Here is a 19,168-nt window from a genome sequence, read left to right on the forward strand (position 1 = left end):
AGGAGCGAAGAACGCTTAGAGTGTCTTCCTAGAGAGAGATTCTAGAAATTTCCAGGAGGCGGCTGTGGACTTCTCGCTCACCCCCGAGGAACGGCAGATCCGCGACACCGTCCGGTCCTTCATCGAGAAGGAGGTCATGCCGCTGGAGCCCGAGGTGCTGCGCAACGAGCGCGCAGGCCGTCCCGGCCTGGCCCCGGACGTCCTGCGCGATCTGCGCGCCAAGGCCAGGAAGTCGGGCTTCTGGGGCATCAACACCCCCGAGCAGTACGGCGGCGCGGCCCTCGGCCCCATCATGTCCGCGATCATCGCCATGGAGATCGGCCGGACCTTCGTGCCGTTCTCGTTCGGCGGCAGCGCCGACAACATCCTCTACGCGGGCACCGAGGAGCAGAAGCGACGCTACCTGCTGCCCACGATCGAGGGCGAGCGCCGCTCCTGCTTCGCGATCACCGAGCCGGGCGCGGGCTCCGACGCCCGCAACATCCGCACCCGCGCCACCCGCGACGGCGCCGAATGGGTGATCAACGGCGAGAAGACGTTCATCACGGGCGGCAGCGAGGCGGACTTCGTCATGGTCTTCGCCGTGACCGAGCCGTACGGGGTGACCTGCTTCCTGGTGGACCGGGACATGGGGTGGACGTCCGAGCCGATCCCGACCATGGGCGAGTGGGGCCCGGCCTCGCTGGTGTTCCAGGACGTACGCGTGCCCGAGGAGAACATCCTGGGCGAACTGGGCAAGGGCTTCGAGCTGGCCATGCAGTGGATCGGGCAGGGCCGCTACATGATCCCCGCGCGGGCCATCGGATCGGCCGAGCGCATGCTGGGCATGGCCATCGACTACGCCAAGATCCGCAAGTCCATGGGCCAGACGATCTCCGAGTACCAGGCCATCCAGTGGATGATCGCCGACTCCCAGGTGGAGATCGAGGCGGCGAAGTGGCTGACGCTGTACGCGGCGTGGCGGGTGGGCCAGGGCATGGACGCCCGGCACGCCTCCTCCATCGCCAAGCTCAACGGGGCCGTGATGGCGAACCAGGTGGTGGACCGGGTGCTGCAGATCCACGGGGGCATGGGCTACACGAAGGAGCTGCCGATCGAGCGGTGGTATCGCGAGCTGCGCCTGTTGCGGATCTTCGAGGGGACCGACGAGATCCAGCGGCGCACGATCGCCCGCAACCTCATCAAGGGCCACGCCCGCCTCGGGCTCATCGGGGAGTGAACCGCATGCCGGTCGGGGACCTGTTCAATCCGCGCTCGATCGCCCTCGTCGGGGCCACGGACAAGTCGGGGTGGTCGCTCAGCACGCTGGCCAACCTGCGTACGCACGGCTTCGCCGGATCCGTGCACCTGGTCAACCCCCGGGGCGGGGTCGTGCACGGCTCGCCCGCCCACCGGAGCCTGACGGAGATCCCGGAGCCGGTGGACCTGGCGTACGTGATGGTGCCGACCGGGGCCGTGCTCGGCGTGCTGAAGGAAGGGGCCAAGCTGGGGATCCGGAGCTACGTGGTCCTCACCGCCGGGTTCGGGGAGTCCGGGGAGGAAGGGGCGCGGCTGGAGGCGGAGGTCACGGCCTTCGCCGCCGAGCACGGGCTGACGATTCTCGGGCCGAACGGCAACGGGTACATCAACGCCGCCGCCGGCGTGACCCCGTACGGGCTGCCCATCCCCCAGCCGCTGCTGCGCGGCTCGGTCGGCGTGGTGCTGCAGAGCGGCGCGCTGGCCAGCTCGGTCCTGGCCTTCGCGCAGGCCCGCAACGTCGGCGTCAGCCTGCTCACCTCGATGGGCAACGAGTCGGTCGTCACCGTCACCGACGTGATCGACTATCTGGTCGACGACCCGGCCACCAAGGTCGTCGCGCTCTTTCTGGAGAGCATCAGGAACCCGGCCGAGTTCTCCCGTGTCGCGCGGCGGGCGCTGGCGGCGGGCAAGCCGATCGTGGCGCTCAAGATCGGGCGCAGCCGGCTCGCCTCGCACACCGCGCAGGCTCACACGGGGGCGCTGGTGGGCGACGACGACGTCATCGACGCCGCGCTGCGCGGGCTCGGCGTGATCAGGGTGCGCTCGCTGGAGGACCTCATCATCACGGCGGGGCTGCTGGCGTCGTCGGGGCCGCTGCCCGGGCGGCGCGTCGGGGTGGTGACCCCGTCCGGCGGGGCCTCGGAGATCATCGCGGACCGGGCCGAGGACGAGGGGCTGGAGCTGCCGGCGTTCGCACCCGGGACGGTGGCGCGGCTGGCGGAGATCGTCCCGTCCTTCGGCACCGTGCAGAACCCGCTCGACGTCACCGGCTACGTGCTCATCGACCGCACGCTGCTCGGGCGCGCGCTGGAGGTGGTGACCGCCGACCCCGGGATCGACCTGGTCCTGCTGCTGTCGGAGCCGCCCAGGGTCGCGCCGCCCGACCCCGCGCCGGCCTTCGCGCTCTACTCGGCCAGCGCCCAGCGGATCGCCGCCTCGCCGGTGCCGGTCGTGGTGGTGAGCAACGTGCTGACCGACGTGACGGAGTTCGGGCGGCGGGTGCAGCAGGAGACCGGCTTTCCGCACGTGGTGGGCGGGATCGAGCACGGGCTGCAGGCCATCGGCGCGGCGGTGCGCTGGTCGGAGGCGCGCGCCCGGCCGCCCGTCCCGCCCCGCGAGGTCCGGGCCGCTCCGCCGCCGGGGGCGTCCGGCGTGTGGGCCGAGCACCGCGCCGCCGCGCTGCTGGCCTCGGCGGGGCTGCCGGTGGTGCCGTCGGACCTGGCGGACGACGAGGAGGCGGCCGTGGCGGCGGCCGAGCGGTTCGGGTATCCGGTGGTGCTCAAGGTGGCCGCCGAGGGGCTCGGGCACAAGAGCGACATCGGCGGCGTGCGGCTCGGGCTGGGCTCGGCGGAGGCGGTGCGGCAGGCGTACCGGGGGTTGGCCGGGGTGGTGCCGTCGCTCGCGGGCGTGCTGGTCCAGCCGCAGCGGAGCGGCGGGATCGAGCTGCTGGTGGGCATCGTGCGGGATCCCGGCTGGGGGCTCACGCTGGCCGTGGGTCTGGGCGGGGTCTGGGTGGAGGCGCTGCGCGACACGGCGCTGCGGGTGCTGCCGGTGGACGCCGCCGAGGTGCGTACGGCGCTCTCGGAGCTGCGGGGCGCGGCCCTGCTGAACGGGGCCAGGGGCGCCGAGCCCGCCGACCTGGACGCGGTGGCCGGCGTCGTGGCGCGCATCGCGGCCTTCGCCGAGACGCTGGGCGACGGCCTGGAGTCCCTGGAGATCAACCCGCTGCTCGTCACCGGGTCCCGCGTCGAGGCCCTGGACGCGCTGGTGACCTGGCGATAGCGGGTCCCGTACCGAGATGTGAGAGCCTTCCCCCGCGCAGGTATGCCGGTAAGGGTGAGTATGGGCATGCAGGCATGACACGTCCCATGAGCACTACAGCGGATTGCGGGGTAAGGGTGACGGACGGACACGGTACACGCGCGAGGGGGCTGCGTCCCTACGGGTGGATGCTCGTGCTGGGCGCGGTGATCTTGCTCGCCGACCAGGCCTCCAAGTTCTGGGCGCTCTCGGCACTCTCCGACGGGGAGCGCATCACGGTGATCCCGGGGCTGATCCAGTTGCGGCTGCTGTTCAACGCCGGCGCGGCGTTCTCGATCGGCGCGGGGGCGACGTGGGTGTTCACGCTGGCGGCCGCCGCCGCGGTGGCCGGCATCCTGTACGCGGGGCGGCGGCTGCGCTCGTCCGCCTGGACCGTCGTGCTGGGCGCCCTGCTCGGCGGCGCCACCTCTCACCTGCTCGACCGGCTCTTCCGGCCGCCGGCGTTCGCCCAGGGGCACGTGGTCGACTTCATCGACTACGGCGGCCTGTTCGTCGGGAACATCGCCGACATCGCCCTCACCGGGAGCTGCGCCCTGCTCGTGCTGCTCAGCCTGCGCGGCATCCCCTTCGGCGAACCCCTCGAGTCCGGCGAAGGCCGGCAGCAGCCGTCCACCTGACGTGCCGGTCTCGCTGCCGCTCGTTGAAAATGTGGGGTGGGCGGTCACCGACCGCCCACCCCCTCCCCGATGCGGCCGCTAGTCCACCTCGACCGGCAGCTCGTAGATCTCCGTCGTGGGGTGCCCGGCCTTCTCGTGCACGCGCAGCACCGCCTCCTTCGAAGGCCCCGACGACAGGCAGAAGACCTTGCCCGACTCGGGGTCGAGCCAGGCACGCTCGAAGTGCACGCCCTCCGCCTCCTCGATCGCCAGGTCGCGCTCATGGGCCGCGCGGAGCTGCTCCTCGGTGGCCCCCACGAATCCGCTGTGCACATCCATGAACTTCGGCATCGCGAATCCCTCCTCCTGCGTCGAGTGTGCCCTTGTCAGGAAAGGCGTTCCATTCCGTGCCATCCCCGTGCCATCCCCGTGCCATCGTCAAGGCAGCCGGTTGGCCAGGACAAGTGTCGCCGCGGAGGCGAACATGCCACCATTGCCGAGCACCACGCTCACCTCCACGTCCGGCACCTGGGCCGCCGCCTCCCCGCGGAGCTGGCGTACCGACTCCTGGATGGCGAACATGCCGTACATGCCGGTGTGCGTGTACGACAGGCCGCCGCCGTTGGTGTTCATGGGCAGCCTGCCGCCCGGTGAGGTGTGGCCCTCGGCGACGAACGCCCCGGCCTCTCCTCTGCCGACGAAGCCCAGGTCCTCCAGGCCGTAGAGAGGCACGTGGGCGAAGGCGTCGTATACCATGAGGTGGTCCACGTCCGCGTGGCCGATCTTGGCCTCGGCGAACGCGGACTCCCCCGACAGCCGGAACGCCTTCGAGGTGGTGAAGTCCTCCATCTGCGAGATGATCGGCGACTCGGCCGACTCGCCCGAGCCCAGCAGATAGACCGGGGAGCGCCGCGCCGACTCCGCGGAGGTGACGACGAGCGCGCCGCCGCCGTCGGTCACCAGGCAGCACTCCAGCAGGTGGAAGGGGTAGGCGACCATGCGCGAGGCCAGGACGTCGTCCACCGTGATGAGATCCTGGTACATGGCCCTCGGGTTGCGGTGGGCCCAGCGCCGCTGCGCCACCGCGACCTCCGCGAGCTGCTCGTGGGTGAGGCCGGTCTCCTTCATGTAGCGCAGCGCCGTGAGCGTGAACGACGTCGCCGGCCCCACCACCCCGTACGGCAGCTCGAACTGCCCCAGCAGCGAGTCCGGCCCCATGCCGAAGCGGCCGGCCCCGACGCGCGACCTGCCCGACTCCCCGTGGGTGATCAGCACCGTGCGGCACATCCCGGCGCGGATGGCCGCGGCGGCGTGGCGTACGTGGAAGAGGAACGACGAGCCGCCCACGCCCGTGCCGTCCAGCCAGGCGGGCGTGATGCCCAGGGCGTGGGCGATCTGGATCGGGCCGGGGGTCCCGACCGTGGCGACGCCGTCGATGTCGTGCTTGGTCATGCCCGCGTCGGCCAGCGCGTTCCTGGCGGCCTCCAGGTGCAACTGCAGGGTGGAGCGGTCGGGGAGGCGGCCCACCTCGTCGGTCTCGGCGGCGCCCGCGATCACGATCGTCATCGGGCGCCCCCGGCCGGCTCGAAGAGGGGCACGCAGACGTCGCCGCGTCGCTCGAACACCACCCGTAGCTCCAGGTCCAGCGGCAGGTTCTCGGGGACGTTCTCGACCCCGACGATGTTGGTCATCATGCGCACGCCCTCCTCCAGCTCCACGACGGCGATCGCGTACGGGGCCTCGTCCTCGAAGCCGGGGGCGGGGCGGTGGTTGATCACGTAGGAGTACAGGGTCGCGCGGCCGCTGGCCCGGACCCATTCGACCTGGTCGCCGCCGCAGTGGGGGCAGTGCGGCCGGGGGTAGAAGTAGTGCCGCGCGCACGTCTGGCAGCGCTGGATCCTGAGCTCTCCCGCGGCCGTGCCGTCCCAGAACGGCTGGGTCTCGGGCGTGGGCCTAGGTGCCGGCTTCATCGGCCTCCCCAATCTGGTTCTAGAATTCCACTCTAGATCTAGGCGCCACGCTCGCTCAAGAGCCCGACCAGATGGCTCGCCTGAAGACCGGGGCCGTTCAGGGGCTGGGCACTCCGTTGCCGTTTCTTCCCCGGCCGGCCAGCACCTCCTCCAGAGCCGGGCGGCGCTCGCCGGGGTCGCGCGAGCCCGGCTGGGCGAGCTGGATCAGCACGCCGTGGGCCTCCTTCGGGTGCAGGAACACCTCCCGCCAGCGCGAGTCGGCCTGGTTGAGGCCGTGCAGGCGGTAGCCCCGGGCGGTCAGCCTGCTCACGACCGCCTTCAGGTCGTTGACGTGGAAGTTCAGATGGTGGACGCCGCCCCTCCCCCGGGTCAGCTCGAAGAAGCTGTCGAAGAAGGTCGATCCGGCCAGCGGCTCCATGAGCTCGACCTTGCCGCCGTTGGCATAGGTGAGCTGGAGCGTGCGGTAGCCGGCGATCCGGTTGTCACCGCCGCCACCCAGGTGCCGGCCGCCGAGCAGGTCGCGGTAGACGGGCAGCAGGTCCCTGATCCGGGGAGCGGCCACGGCCGTGTGGTCGAAGGACACCTCGAGGCCGTCCAGTTCCAGATCCATGGGGGGCTCCTCACGTCAGGAAATCCTAGAATTTCATTCTAGCCACACCTGATCCGTTCACTCTTGACGTCTTCAACTGTGAGGAGCAGCATCCAAGAAAGCGATTCTAGAGCAAGCTTCTAGAACGAAGGACCGCAGGAGGCCGCCCATGGGGCTGTCCTATGTCCGCGAGCTCGACGAATATCCGACCGGCGCCCGTCGCATGAAGATCCTCACGATGGCCGTGCTGGCCATCCTCATCGGCTCGTACGAGGGGCAGATCGCTCCCGTCGTACCGCTGCTGCTCAAGGACCTGAACATGACGCTGGCCACGTACGGCGCCGTGTCGGGCGTGGCGGCGGTGGCCGGGGCGATCGCCTCCATCCTCGGCGGCCGGCTCACCGACCGGCTCGGCCGCGTCCGCCTCCTCGTCCCGCTCATGGCACTGACGGCCGTGTGCTGCTTCGCCATGACGCTCGTGCACAGCCCCCGGGACCTGCTGATCGCCAGGATCGTGCTGGCGTTCGTGGACGGGGTCGCCATGGCCAGCACGGCGCCGCTGATCCGCGACTTCTCGCCGCGGCTGGGGCGGGCTCAGGCGTTCGGCTTCTGGACCTGGGGACCCGTCGGCGCGAACTTCCTGGCGGCCGCCATCGCGGGCTGGACCCTGCCGATCTTCGACGACTCGTGGCGCTCGCAGTTCGTCATCATGGGCTGCTTCTCGCTGGTCATCTCGGCCGTCATCGCCTTCAACATCGCGGACCTGTCCCCCGAACTGCGCGCCCGGATCCAACACACCGAACAGGCCGCCACCCAGGTCGTGGACCTCACCCGGCCGCCACGCCTCCGCTCGCTCTTCAGCCGGCGCAACATCTGGGCACACGTCGTCGGGATCTCGCTGTGGCTCGTGCTCTACATCACGCTCTCGCTCTTCGGGCCGACGATGCTGGTCGAGTCCCTCGGCGTGACCAGCGCGGAGGCGTCCACGATCATGGCGGCGTTCTGGAGCCTCAACCTGATCACGCTGATCGTGACGGGGCGGCTGTCCGACCGCACACAACTGCGCAAACCGTTCTCCCTCGGCGGCACCATCGCGGCCGTGCTCGTCACCGCCTACCTCGCCGTCTCGCTCGGCCAGGAGGGGGTCTCCACCGGCACGCTGATGGTGGTCGGCGCACTGCTCGGCGGCTCACTCGGAGTCGCGTACGCCCCCTGGATGGCCAACTACTCCGAGGACGCCGAAGACGCCGACCCGCGACTGCAGGGCACGGCGTGGGGGCTGTTCGGGTTCCTCACCAAGAGCATCGCGGTGGTCGGACTGCTGGTCATCCCGCACGTGGTGGAGGCCACGAACTGGCAGACGTGGCTGTTCGTGGCGCTGGGGTGCCTGGTGCTGTTCATCCCGGCGATCGTGCTGTTCAACGGGCCGTGGCGCCACACCGCCCGCACCCCCGCCACAGTCGCACTCGAAGAGGCGGAAAACTAACCAAGCCATCGCCCCCGTAGCCCACTCCGGCCCGCCACAGTCCCACACCCCAGCCGACCCCGACCCACCAGACCCCCCACGGACACCAAACCCACAACCACCCACCCGGGCCCATGAGGTCGGGCGGCCTGGGGGTGCCTAGGGCGTTGGCTGCTGGGGGCGTCATGACCACCCAGATGGCCCACTCGCCTGCCGTTACGGCGGCCGACCCGGTGCGGGTCAGCGAGCGTCACCCTGGAGGTGCTCAGCCATGTGCGGTGGGTGGGTGTCGGCGGCTTGCCGTAATGGATGGGTTTGTGGAAGGACGACGGCGCCGCACACGGGCTGAGAATTGTGCCCACGTGCGGCGCCGAACATCGACCTATCGCGAGTTGCCGATCAGTCGCGGTGGAGCTTCCGGTATGTCACCCGGTGCGGGCGGGCCGCGTCGGCGCCCAGCCGCTCGATCTTGTTCTTCTCGTAGTCGGCGAAGTTGCCCTCGAACCAGAACCAGTTCGACCCTTCCTCCCACGCCAGGATGTGGGTGGCGATGCGGTCGAGGAACCACCGGTCGTGCGAGGTGATCACCGCGCAGCCCGGGAAGTCGAGCAGCGCGTTCTCCAACGACGACAGCGTCTCCGTGTCGAGGTCGTTGGTGGGCTCGTCGAGCAGCAGCACGTTGCCGCCCTGCTTGAGCGTGAGCGCCAGGTTGAGCCGGTTGCGCTCGCCGCCCGACAGCACGCCGGCCTTCTTCTGCTGGTCGGGGCCCTTGAACCCGAACGCCGCGATGTACGCCCGCGACGGCATCTCCACGTTGCCGACCTTGATGTGGTCGAGCCCGTCGGAGACGACCTCCCAGACGTTCTTGTTCGGCTCGATGCCGCCACGGCTCTGATCCGCGTACGAGATCTTGACCGTGTCGCCGACCGTGACCGAGCCGGTGTCGGGCGTCTCGCTGCCGGTGATCATGCGGAACAGCGTGGTCTTGCCGACGCCGTTGGGGCCGATGATGCCGACGATGCCGTTACGCGGCAGGTCGAACGTCATGTCCTCCATCAGCAGGCGGTCGCCGAACCCCTTGGACAGCGCCTCGGCCCTGATGATCGTGGTGCCCAGGCGCGGGCCGGGCGGGATCTGGATCTCGTCGAAGTCCAGCTTGCGGAACTTGTCGGCCTCGGCCGCCATCTCCTCGTAGCGCTGGAGGCGGGCCTTGCTCTTGGTCTGGCGGGCCTTCGGGTTGGAGCGGACCCACTCCAGCTCGTCCTCGAGGCGCTTCTTCCGCTTGACGTCCTTCTGCCCCTCGACCTTGAGCCGCTGCGTCTTGGCCTCCAGGTAGGTGGAGTAGTTGCCTTCGTAGGCGTAGGCGCGGCCGCGGTCGAGCTCCAGGATCCAGCCGGCGACGTTGTCGAGGAAGTAGCGGTCGTGGGTGACGGCCAGGACGGTGCCGGCGTACTTCTCCAGGTGCTGCTCCAGCCACTGCACGCTCTCGGCGTCGAGGTGGTTGGTGGGCTCGTCGAGCAGCAGCAGGTCGGGGGCCTCGAGGAGCAGCTTGCACAGCGCGACGCGGCGGCGCTCACCACCGGACAGCTTGCTGACCTCGGCGTCGGGTGGCGGGCAGCGCAGGGCGTCCATCGCCTGCTCAAGCTGGCTGTCGAGCTCCCAAGCATTGCGGTGCTCGAGCTGGTCCTGCAGCTTGCCCATCTCTTCCAGCAACTCGTCGCTGTAGTCGGTGGCCATCTGCTCGGCGATGTCGTTGTAGCGCTGGAGCATCGCCATCGTCTCGGCGACGCCTTCCTGCACGTTGCCGAGGACGGTCTTCTCCTCGTTGAGCGGGGGCTCCTGCTGGAGCATGCCGACCGTGAAGCCCGGCATCAGCTTGGCATCACCATTGGACGGCTGCTCCAGGCCGGCCATCATCCGGAGCAGCGTCGACTTCCCGGTGCCGTTCGGCCCCAGAACACCGATCTTGGCTCCGGGCAGGAACGACAGGGTCACGTTGTCGAGGACAACCTTGTCACCGTGCGCCTTGCGCACGCGCTGCAGGGTGTAGATGTACTCCGGCATGCCCTCTAGCTTAGGGGCTCCCAACCCAGGCTTCCGCCGCTCCACCTGAGTAGCGCTTCAGGGGCAGGCCGAGCAACACCCGAAGACGTCCCCCGGCCGACCGAGGAAACCGGGGTCAGGAGGTGGGTCGCCCTTGAACAGGCAACTCATGCCGGAGCGGGCGGAACAGCGGGTATCGGGACTGTGCCGTCCTGTACCACCAAGGCGGACACCTTGTGGGGAGGTGCAGGAGCAGGGCGAAGGTCCGGATCACCAAGGCGCGGTTGTGGCGGGGCGGACGGCTCGCCGCAGGGGGCCTGCGAGAAATGAGCGCCGAGATCACGGCACCGGTCTCACCAAGGCGGGCGCCTCATGGGGCGAACAGGATAAAAGGCGAGGCGAGATGGTCGGCGTGAGGTTGTAATCGGACAGGCAGCCCGGTGGGCAATTCGGCGGGCAGACGAGCAGCCCGGCACCCAGCCCGGCGCGCAACCCGGTGCACAGGTCAGTGCGCAGCCCGATGCGCAGGTCAGTACGCAGGTCAGTACGCAGTCCGGTGTACATGGGCGCGAGGCACGGGGACGCGCCGGAATCACCCGAGAGAGGCCGTAGACGGGCGGGCAACCCGCAGGCAGGCGAGCAGATCAGTGGGCATGGGCGCGAAGAACGGCGACGCACCGAAATCACCGGAAGAGGCCGAAGCCGGGCGGGCAACCCGCGGCCAAGCGGGCAGATCAATGCACATGAGCGCGATGAACAGCGAAGCGCCCGAATCACCGGAAGGAGGCCCTAGCCGGCGGGCAGCGCGCGACCAGGCGAGCAGCCCACAGGCGTAGGCACGATGAGGCGTAAATGCGATGAGGCGTAGACGCCACGAACAGCGGCGCCACGAACGGCCGCGCCACGAACGGCCGGGCGATGAACGGCCGCGCGCCGGGAGGATCCGGGGAGGGTCCTGTTTCGACCCGGACGGCTGGTGAGCGTAGGCGTGTTGAGGGGCGGGAGGGTGAAGGTCAAGGGGTGGGGTCGTTGGGGAGGGGGCGGGGTGGGGGTGGGACGGCGGGGATGCAGATGCGGTCGCGGCCCAGCTCCTTGGCTCGGTAGAGGGCCAGGTCGGCGGCTGCGAGCAGGTCGATCAGGTCGTCGCCGTGGACGCTCATGAGCGCGACTCCGGCCGAGATCGTGACTCTGATGAGGGTGTCGTCGACGGGGATGGCCATGTGGCCGATGCGGTTGCGCAGGCGTTCGGCGACCTGGCGGGCCTCGTGGATGTCGGCCCCCGGCAGGAGTACGACGAATTCCTCACCACCGAAGCGGCCCACCACGTCGTAGTCGCGTAGCTGGCTGCGTAGCGTCGAGGCCACCCCTACCAGGACCTGGTCGCCCACGAGGTGGCCGTGGGCGTCGTTGACGCGTTTGAAGTGGTCGATGTCGATGATCAGAAGCGCCAGGGTTTCGCCGCTGCGGCGGGCGCGGACTATTTCGGTGTCGGCCTCGCGCTGCCAGGCGGCGGCGTTCAGCAGGCCGGTCTTGGCGTCGGTGCGGGCCGCCGCCTGGAGTTGGGCGTGGAGGAGGCTGCGCTGCAGCAGCACCACGGGGGGCAGCGCAAGGATCAGCAGGGCCAGGTTGAGCCCGCAGCCGATCGAGACCGTGATGCCCAGGCACAGCTCGACGATGTCCAGCAGCACGCTCTCCCTGTCCCACAGGACCTCCCGCCAGGTGATGTCCGGGTCGGCCGTGTGGGCGGCGATGGCGATGAGGGCGATGTTGAGCAGGGAGAAGAGTACGGCCGCCGCCACCGCTATGAGAATCGGCGGGCCGCTGCCCTGCGACAGCACCCATGGGTCGTCGACGAACTGGTGGAACACGACGGAGGCCGTACACCCTGCCAGGCCGATGGCCGCCGAGCTGAACACCCTCCGATAGAGCACCGTCGCCCGCACTCGCACCTGGAGCAGGACCTGCAGCACGATCGGGGCGAAAAGGGCATAGACCGGAGGCAGGAGCAGCGCCACCGGCAACCACCAAGCGGACAGCAGGTCGCGTGAGACTCCGGCCGGCATGCCCAAGCGCCTGGTGGCCTCGATACAGACCGCGCCGCAGCCCATGAGAGCGCCGAATGTGAGCACGTCGCGCCACAAGAAATCGGTGGCCGACGTGAACACCATGATCGCGACGAGATCAAGAGCGACGATCGCGCACAAGTAGATCACGAGCGGTCGGCGTTGCCCTAGCAACGGCCAGCGGCCGGCCAGAGTTGACACACCGTCGCGAGACTTGATCGTGGCGTGACTGGTCACCGCCATCTCGTCTCCTCCCTGACTAACGATGTGTAACACAATAATTGCGGAGTGTGCGTTGTGCGATGGGAACCGCTACGTTGGCAGGGACTACACCTGCTCACTCCATGAGCGGGCCGTGCTGGAAAGCCGTGCTGGAAAGGAGCAGCCATGGTGCGGGGCGTGACCTGGACCTGACAGATGATGCTCTAGCCATCTGCCACGGGCGACACGCCATCGGCCGTCCCTCGGGGTGTTAACGGGACCCGGCCGGTGCCCCCTCCCCCCTCCAATCCAGCTCTCTCCTGCGCTTTGTTTTCCGATCACGCTTGTGGATGTGAATACGTCCGCGTTATCGGGACCGCCCTCGCCCCCTATTGGATCTGCCTCCATCGCTCCCTACATGACCTGCCTTCATTAGGGCCGACTGCACGGCTTGCGGGTCGACTGCATCTCCCTGTCCGGGGTTTGTTTTCAGTTTTGGATCACTGTCCTATCCCGATTGGACCGCTCAAGGGACCCGGTGCGGGTGGTCGCCCCATTCGGTGGCGTGTGCTTCGTCGCCCCTTCCAAGCTGTGAGTGTCGCCGTCCCGATCTGCAGGCGCGCCTATCCCCCTCCTGGGCTTGTTTCGGGTCGTCGTTCCGGGCTCACGTGTCGTTGGTCGTGCTTGCTGTTGGGGTTGGGCTTTGAGTGGTGCTCGCCTCTGCTGCGGGCACCTGACTGGGGTTGATGGCGTGGGGAGGGGCACCGGGTGGTGGGGCGGTGCCCCTCCGGAGGCGCTGTTACGCTGCCGCTCGCTCTTCCAGGGTCATCGGCTCATCGTCGGTGTCACCGGTGTTCGTGGGGAGAGGCGTGCCGGCGTCCTCGGCGCCCAGAATGCGTATCGTGTCGCCCTCGGCGGTCTTCGGCTTGCGTCGGGCGTTGTCCAGCGCGGACCTCGGTGCGCGGGACGTGCCGTCCTTCGTGCTCCTCGTGGTGGGCGATGAGCCTTCCTCCATGCTCCACGGTGTGGGCGTCGCGGTGTCTGCTGCGGTCTTCGGCGTGTGGGTCGCGGCGTCTTCCGGGCTCTGCAGCGTGCTTGCCGCGCCGTTCTCCATGTCCGAAGGTTGGGCGGTGCCGAGGACTTGGACCGTGTTGTCCTCTGTGCTGAGGTCGGGGCGGGCCAGGCCTCGGAGGTTGCGGGTGCCCATCGCCCAGTCGCGGGTCTCCTCGTCGAGGCGGTCGCGCATCTCCTTGCTCATCGAGCCCACTCCGCCGCCCCGCTCCGGCTTGCTGAAGACGCCGGTGCCCCAGCGCAGGTCGTGGCCGACCGCGCTGGCCTCAATCTCGGGCATGAAGCGGCGGTCGCCATCAGTGCCGAACTCGCGGATGCGCAGCTTGCCTGACACCACTACGGGATGGCCTGCTCGTACGGAGGAGGCGACGTTTTCTCCCAGGGCACGCCAGCAGCGGACGGTGAAGCAGACCTTTTCGCCGTCCGTCCACTGGCCCGTCTTGCGGTCGAAGTAGCGGTGTGAGGTGAGCACCTTGAGCGACGTGACCTTGGTGCCCTCGTCGAAGCTGTATTGCCTCGGCTCTGCCGCGACGTTGCCGGTGAGCGTGATGTAGATGTCGTTCATCCCGTGCCTCCCATATGGCGGGCCGGCTGCCCGCGGTCTGCGAACACAGTGCCGTGAGGGGGATGGACGGGGGACGGCCGAACGCGGTTCTGTGGATGAGGGGTTGGGGAGGGGGAAGCCTGTGGATGGAGGGTTGGTGAGGGCGGGGGTTGGTGAGGGCGGGGGTTGGTGAGGGCGGGGGTTGGTGAGGGCGGGGGTTGGTGAGGGCGGGGGTTGGTGAGGGCGGGGGTTGGTGAGGGTCCAGCCTTGGCGCGGACCCGGCCGTGCGCGCACCTGGGAGATCAGGTGGAGAGGGAGCGATGGCTTTCGGGTTCGAGTGAGGTCGGGGCTCGGGCAAGCGGATACTCGCGCGATCGGATGCTGGGTATTTCTGGGTGCCTGCGCGTTCGGGTGTCCGGGTGTGCGTAGACACAACCCGAGGAAGGTAGCCGGCGGCCGATGATCAGCGAGCGCGGCGCCCGGCCGATGGACGGGCGAGCGGGCAAGCGGGCGGAGGGTGAGTCGGTCGGTGGGATGTCGGGGATCGATGGTGACGGGGTGGAGACGTACGGAAAGCGGCTCGGCTGACGTCTGTCAGCCGAGCCGCTTCGCCGACGTGTGCCGGCCGCACCACCTTGCCGGCAGGTTCCGGCCGCACCGCATTGTCGGCAGGTGTCGGCAGGTGTCGGCAGGTGTCGGCCGGGTGTGGTGTGTGCCGGTTAGACCGACAAGTCTCGTAGAGCTGTGTAGAACGAGTGGTGTCGGCCCAGTTCGCGTTCTACCGGCTCGACCACCATCGTGGTCGACACCGCGGCGACCCTGCGCCTCATCTCGCGTTCCAGCCGCTCCCTCTCCCTCGACGCCCCGAGCTCGACGAAGTTGCGGGACGCGATGCCCGACAACGCCCCCAGCCCCAGCACCGAGGCCATCATCAACCCCACCCACGGCAGCGTCGCGCTGTCGCCCAGCAGTTCCAGCGCCGGCGGCAGTTGGCCGGGCATGAGCAGGCCCACGGCCAGCCACGCCACCCCGGCCGCGAACGCCGCCACCAGGAAGTACTGCCAGATCTTGAGCGCCCGCCACCATCCGGGGATCCGGTCGAGCTGCGGCGCCACCTCCGTCAGGTCCTCCGTCAGCGCCTGCGGGAGCTGGCTCGAGCGGGACCGGGCCGCCTGGTGCACCGCCGTGCGCCACACCGGGTGCATCCCGCCGGACAGCCCGTCGGTGAGCGCCTGTACGGCGTTGGCCACCTCGGCCGACTGCGCGCTGACCGAAGTGGTGGTGATGCCGCGGATCTCCTCGCTCACGTCCTCGAGCCGCAGGCTCTTCAGCGGGTCGGGGCGGAACTTGGCGAACCACCGCGGGTACGGCCACCCGACCCACCGGCTCGACCGCTCCGCGTAGACGTTCTCCATGGCCTCACCCACGGCCGGTACGCCCACCGCGTCGCAGAGCGCGTCCGTCAGCCCCATCCGCCGGGCCTCGTCGACCGTGGACGGCGCGGAGAGCGCCTCTCCCATCGGCATGGACTGGCTCAGCTTCTGCTCCAGCCGGTGCAGGTCGGCCTCGAGCTTCTGGATGGCCGCGCGCCGCCGGGACACCGCGGTCGCGATGACGCTCTTGAGGCTCTCGACGCCGCGCCCGGTGACCGCCGACGTCGGTACGACGCTGGGATGCTCCACGCCCTCCCTGCGCAGCAGGTCGTTGAGGTCGATGACCAGCTCGGCCAGCTCCTCGGTGGTCAGCCGGTCTGCCTGGTTGAGCGCGAACACGGTCACCGCCTCATGCCCCGCCAGCTCCGTCACGTAGCGCCGGTGCGTGGAGGCGTCGGCGTACTTCTGCGGGTCGAGCACCCACACCACCAGGTCGGCCAGGCCGATGAGCCGGTCGGCCTCGGTGTCGGTGAGCGCCCTGATCGAGTCGTGGTCGGGCAGGTCGAGCAGGATCAGCCCGTGGAGCTGGCTGTCGCCCTTGTCGAGCGCGCTCGCCCGGGAGAAGCGGTGCCGCCACTGGATCTGCAGCCAGTCGAGCAGCGGCCCGGCCCCCTCCAGCCCCCACACACAGGCGTGGGTACGGGCGGTGGTCGGCCTGCGTACGCCCGTGGGCGACAGCTCCAGCCCCGAGATGGCGTTGAACAGTGACGACTTGCCGCTGCCCGTGCCGCCCGCGAGGGCGACGACGGTGTGCTCCGAGGAGAGCTTGAGCCGGTCTCCGGCAAGCTGCAGCAGCCCGTTGGCCTCTTTGAGCAGTTTCTTGTCCAGCCGCCCCGGGCCCAGCTCCACCACCTTGGTGAGCGCGGACAGTCGCGGAGCGAGCCCCGGCCTGGTGGTCGTGGTGGTCATCGAGCGACCTCGAGGTTGTACGTTGCCTGATAGAGGCGGGTGGCGACCGACTCGTCGGGAATGCCCGCCGAGTCGAGCGCTTGGACGTAACGCATGGATTCCTGGTCGAACAGCATGCCGATCCTGGCCCGCAGATCACTGAGCGCCTTGGCTCCGATGCCGCGCAGCGACTCGGCGCCGAGCAGGGCGTTCACCAGCCGGTGCGGCACCCCTTCGCCGTTGCTTCCGCTGAACATGGCCACGGTGAAGATCAAGGAGAGCGAGTCGGGTTCGAACGACACCAGCTTCGACACCGACCGCTTGGCCACGCCTTCCGTACGCACCAGCTCGCTGAGATGCTCCTGCCAGGACGCGATGGCCCGGTTGGCCTGCCGTACGAGATCGTCGGAGGGCCGGTCGAGGTTCTCCCCCAGCTTGCCCCCCAGCTCCGAACGGTGCCGCCAGCGCGCCACCACCTCCTCGGAGGCCCGGTTGGCCGCGGCGACGATCACCGACTCGAGCCCGGCCCGGATCGCCGCCTTGAACGCCAGCACGCGCTCGGGCGCCTGCTTGGCCGACCGCCCGCGCCTGCGCACCTGCAACGAGCGCAGGAGGTCGCCGGATCCGGTGAAGTCCTGCCAGCGGGCCAGCACCTCGCCGTGGAGCAGCGAGCCGTTCTTCGACGCCTTGTCGATCTCACTCAGCGCGCTGAGGAAGGCCGCGTCCACGTCGCTGCGCAGCTCCGCCCTGAAGGCGACCTGCGTCTCCAGGTGCCGGGCCAGCGCGGGTACGCGGGTGCGGAAGCTGTTGAGCACGCCGTTCAGCGTCTCGCGTACGGCCTGGGCCCGCCGATCCTCGTCGACCGAGAGCTCGGCCAGCCAGAGCCGCAGGTCGGTGACCTCGTTGTCGGGCAGTCTGCCGTCGGCCACCTTCGCCTCGTGGATGACGAACCTGTCGATCTCGCCCAGCCCGTATTCGGTCAGCATGCGGACGAAGTGCTTCAACACCACGTCGGCGGACCTGGGCTGGACCCGCGACAGGACGATCGCCAGGCGGGCGCCGCGCTCCTTGGCCAGGCGCAGCAGGTTCCAGGCGGGGGCGTCGGCGTAGCGGGCGGCCGTGGTCACGAAGATCCACAGGTCGGCGGCGTCGAGCATGCGGTGGGCGATCTCGTGGTGCTCCTCGACGACCGAGTCGATGTCGGGGGTGTCGAGCAGCGCGACGCCCTGCGGGAGCTTCTCCGTCGCGACGATGACCAGGCCGCGCATCCCGGCCTCCGGCGATGCCTTCTCGAGCCGCTGCAGGCCGCCGAGTAGCTCGCCTTCCGCGAACCACTTGTGGTCGTCCGGGTGGCAGGCCAGGACGGGGGTGCCGGTGGTGGGGCGGCGGATGCCGGTGCGTGAGACGTTCCGTTCGGCGAGGGAGTTGACCAGGGTGGACTTTCCGGCGCCGGTCGAGCCCGCGATCACGATGAGCGCGGGCGCGGCGCTGGTCTTGACCCTGGGCAGCACGTAGTCCTGAAGCTGGGCCAGCAGCTCGGCCTGCGCCTGCCTGGCCTCCTCGGAGCCTGGCAGATCAAGGCCGAGGCGGAGTTCGGCGACGCTTTCGCGGAGGGCGTCGAGGGCCGCCATCAGCGACTCCAGGGTCTCGGCGGGAAGCTCCTTGCCCGCCTTCTCCTTCTGCTCCGCCTTGTCCGTCTTGTTCTTCTGCTCTGCCTTGTCGGCGGTGCCGTCGCGCTCGCCGTGCTGCTCGGCCCGGGGGGTCTCGTCCGGAGTGTTCTCGTCGTCGTCGAGGTCTCCGGGGTCTGTGAGCACTCCGGCTTCCGCGGGCGCATCCTGGTCGAGCGGTTCGTCCGCGTCGCTCGGCCACTGCTCGTCGCGGGGCTTCTGGTCGGCGCTCTCGTCTGCGGCGACCGGCTCGTCCTGCAGCGACGGCCACTCCTCGGCACGTGCCTTCCCGCTCTGCGGGGGCTCGTCCGCGAACCGGCGGGTGTCGGGGGCCTGCGCCGTCTTGGCGTCCTTGGCGGGCGACGCCTCCTTCTTCGCGGGAGGGGACTGGCGGGAGGCGGGCCGGGCGAAGAGGGAGGGGCGTTCGCCGGAGTCGTCCGGCTGGTCCGCGGGTTGTGGCGGGCGCAGGGCGGCGAGCATCTCCTCGGTCACCGGCCGCCGCAGGGCAGCGGGCTTCTCGAAGAGCGAGGGGCCACTGCTCGCGGGCTCGTCACGACCCGCGCCGGTGGCCGCGCGGGCCTCCCGAGCGCGGGCCTCCCAGACGGAGGCCTCCCGCGGGGCGCGCCCTCGTACGGGAAGCTCCGGCGCCTTCCCGGCAGCGGCGGCAGGCTCAGACCGTGCCTCAAACCGCGCCTCCGACCGAGGCTCCGGGCGAGGCTCCGGGTCGCCCGGCTCGTCATCGGCCTCCTCAGCGGCGGGCTCGTCGAAGGACTTCACGGTCGCGGACTGCTCGGCCGTGAAGTCCCACGCCGTGGAGCTCCCGACCGCCGCAGAGCCTCCAGCCGTGGATTCCTCGGCCGTGGAGCCCTCAGCCGTGGAGGCTCCGGCCGTAGGATCCTCGGCCGTGGAGTCCGTGGACTCGCCGGCCGCGGGCTCGCCGGCCGAGATCGGCTCGTCGCTGAACCACCCGCCCTCGGGCCCGTCAGCGCCGTCGCCGGCGACCGCCTCGTCACGGGACTCCCGTTCCACAGGCTCGTCACCGGATTCCCGAGCCGTCGGCTCATCGCTGCTGGATTCCCGCTCCGCAGGCTCCTCATCGGAGTCGCGGTCCGCGGGCTCTGGAGCCTCGTCGCGGGCAGGCGGGGCCTGACCGGGGTCGCGGCCGTCCGCCGCCCCACCCCGCACGGCCTGCGAGCCGTCCTGGGCATCATCGTGCTGGACCTCGTCGAGGTCCTCGTCCGTCACCGCGCGGAAGCTCAACGTCTGCTCCCCGGGTGACTCCTGTCGCCCGTCATCCAT

At 69.9% G+C, this 19,168-nt stretch carries 14 protein-coding genes; 5 read left to right on the plus strand and 9 right to left on the minus strand.

Annotation, left to right across the window (positions count from 1 at the left end; translation table 11 throughout):
* The first annotated feature begins 64 nt into the window (after positions 1-64).
* The 3 genes from AB0I15_RS24010 to AB0I15_RS24020 all read left to right on the plus strand — a co-directional run bounded on the left by AB0I15_RS24010 (position 65) and on the right by AB0I15_RS24020 (position 3,956).
* The gene (locus AB0I15_RS24010) at positions 65-1,219 is read left to right on the plus strand and encodes an acyl-CoA dehydrogenase family protein (protein ID WP_358099402.1); all 1,155 of its coding nucleotides are present in this window, start codon (positions 65-67) and stop codon (positions 1,217-1,219) included.
* A gap of 5 nt (positions 1,220-1,224) precedes the next feature.
* Positions 1,225-3,300, plus strand: coding sequence for an acetate--CoA ligase family protein (locus tag AB0I15_RS24015; protein WP_358099404.1), 2,076 nt, complete (start codon positions 1,225-1,227; stop codon positions 3,298-3,300).
* A 167-nt stretch (positions 3,301-3,467) separates the two neighbouring features.
* Positions 3,468-3,956, plus strand: a complete 489-nt coding sequence (locus AB0I15_RS24020; RefSeq protein ID WP_358099407.1) for a signal peptidase II — start codon at positions 3,468-3,470, stop codon at positions 3,954-3,956.
* Between the two features lie 78 nt (positions 3,957-4,034).
* Here the strand turns inward: AB0I15_RS24020 and AB0I15_RS24025 are convergent, their stop codons facing one another.
* From AB0I15_RS24025 to AB0I15_RS24040, 4 genes are all read right to left on the minus strand, one after another.
* Positions 4,035-4,286 (minus strand): SCO4226 family nickel-binding protein, encoded by a 252-nt coding sequence (locus AB0I15_RS24025; RefSeq protein ID WP_358099410.1) that lies wholly within the window; start codon positions 4,284-4,286, stop codon positions 4,035-4,037.
* Between the two features lie 87 nt (positions 4,287-4,373).
* Entirely contained in the window at positions 4,374-5,501 is a 1,128-nt protein-coding gene (locus tag AB0I15_RS24030; RefSeq protein ID WP_358099412.1) for a thiolase, read from the minus strand.
* Positions 5,498-5,905: a Zn-ribbon domain-containing OB-fold protein gene (locus AB0I15_RS24035; RefSeq protein WP_358099414.1), complete on the minus strand. Its 408-nt coding sequence runs from the start codon at positions 5,903-5,905 to the stop codon at positions 5,498-5,500. Before AB0I15_RS24035 ends, AB0I15_RS24030 begins: the two co-directional genes overlap by 4 nt.
* Before the next feature lie 97 nt (positions 5,906-6,002).
* Entirely contained in the window at positions 6,003-6,515 is a 513-nt protein-coding gene (locus AB0I15_RS24040) for a VOC family protein (protein ID WP_358099416.1), read from the minus strand.
* Positions 6,516-6,663: 148 nt separating this feature from the next.
* Between AB0I15_RS24040 and AB0I15_RS24045 the strand changes: the two genes are divergently transcribed.
* Complete coding sequence (locus AB0I15_RS24045) at positions 6,664-7,980, plus strand: MFS transporter (RefSeq protein ID WP_358099418.1); 1,317 nt, start codon at positions 6,664-6,666, stop codon at positions 7,978-7,980.
* A 378-nt stretch (positions 7,981-8,358) separates the two neighbouring features.
* Here AB0I15_RS24045 and ettA read toward each other — a convergent pair whose 3' ends face one another.
* The 3 genes from ettA to AB0I15_RS24060 form a co-directional block, all read right to left on the minus strand.
* Positions 8,359-10,023 carry an energy-dependent translational throttle protein EttA gene (gene ettA, locus AB0I15_RS24050; RefSeq protein WP_358099420.1) on the minus strand — a complete coding sequence of 555 codons (1,665 nt, stop codon included), beginning with the start codon at positions 10,021-10,023 and terminating at the stop codon, positions 8,359-8,361.
* 992 nt (positions 10,024-11,015) lie between these two features.
* Positions 11,016-12,170 (minus strand): GGDEF domain-containing protein, encoded by a 1,155-nt coding sequence (locus tag AB0I15_RS24055; protein ID WP_358099423.1) that lies wholly within the window; start codon positions 12,168-12,170, stop codon positions 11,016-11,018.
* A gap of 895 nt (positions 12,171-13,065) precedes the next feature.
* Entirely contained in the window at positions 13,066-13,902 is an 837-nt protein-coding gene (locus AB0I15_RS24060) for a single-stranded DNA-binding protein (protein WP_358099425.1), read from the minus strand.
* 438 nt (positions 13,903-14,340) lie between these two features.
* On the opposite strand from AB0I15_RS24060, the gene AB0I15_RS24065 reads away from it, so the two are divergent.
* Positions 14,341-14,469: a hypothetical protein gene (locus AB0I15_RS24065; protein WP_358099427.1), complete on the plus strand. Its 129-nt coding sequence runs from the start codon at positions 14,341-14,343 to the stop codon at positions 14,467-14,469.
* A gap of 131 nt (positions 14,470-14,600) precedes the next feature.
* Here AB0I15_RS24065 and AB0I15_RS24070 read toward each other — a convergent pair whose 3' ends face one another.
* Positions 14,601-16,223 (minus strand): GTP-binding protein, encoded by a 1,623-nt coding sequence (locus tag AB0I15_RS24070; protein ID WP_358099429.1) that lies wholly within the window; start codon positions 16,221-16,223, stop codon positions 14,601-14,603.
* On the minus strand, positions 16,220-19,168 hold the full coding sequence (locus AB0I15_RS24075) for a dynamin family protein (protein WP_358099431.1): 2,949 nt from the start codon (positions 19,166-19,168) through the stop codon (positions 16,220-16,222). Before AB0I15_RS24075 ends, AB0I15_RS24070 begins: the two co-directional genes overlap by 4 nt.

The organism is Nonomuraea sp. NPDC050643 (assembly GCF_040654715.1).
Taxonomy (GTDB): Bacteria; Actinomycetota; Actinomycetes; order Streptosporangiales; family Streptosporangiaceae; genus Nonomuraea.